This window comes from Pseudomonas sp. SWRI68 (genome assembly GCF_014269165.1).
Taxonomy (GTDB): domain Bacteria; phylum Pseudomonadota; class Gammaproteobacteria; order Pseudomonadales; family Pseudomonadaceae; genus Aquipseudomonas; species Aquipseudomonas capeferrum.
In genome coordinates, this window is the sequence record NZ_JABWRU010000059.1 from 1 (window position 1) to 512 (window position 512).

General features: G+C 53.5%; 1 protein-coding gene. It reads left to right on the top strand.

What is annotated here, in order from left to right; translation table 11 throughout:
• On the top strand, positions 1-304 hold a 304-nt coding region (locus tag HU770_RS26770), incomplete at its 5' end, for a transposase (protein ID WP_186666587.1).
• Positions 305-512 lie beyond the last annotated feature (208 nt).

The window sequence follows — 512 nt, forward strand, 5'->3', positions numbered from 1 at the left end:
TAAATGGCTGCTTGCTGACAAGGGCTACGACGCCGAAGCGCTACGCCGCGACTGCGACAAATATCGAATGCAACCCGTCATCCCTCTGCGCTCGATGAAGCGCAAGCCTAAGCCCGGTTTACCCAGACTCTTTGATCGGCCCAAGTACCGTCAGCGCAACATCATCGAGCGCATGTTTGGCTGGCTGAAAGTGAACCGCCGGATCGTAACGCGCTTCGACAAACTCGCGAAAAGCTACGCCGCCATGGTCTCACTGGCTTGTTCCATGCGGTGTTTGCGACATCTCTTATCGTACAGGGCCTAGTATTTTTGCCAGGTGACAACTTCTTTTTTCAGCTCAAAATAACGGTGCGATATAGACAGTGATTAATACCCGAACACTCAAGGGCCTAGGCACCTAGTGTGGTGTTTCAGAAATACCACTGAAAATCATTTGCCCAGCGCTCGCGCCGCGCGAGCGACTGAGGCAAGGATGTCCTCGGCCTTCTTGTGCCAACGAAATGGCTTCGGGT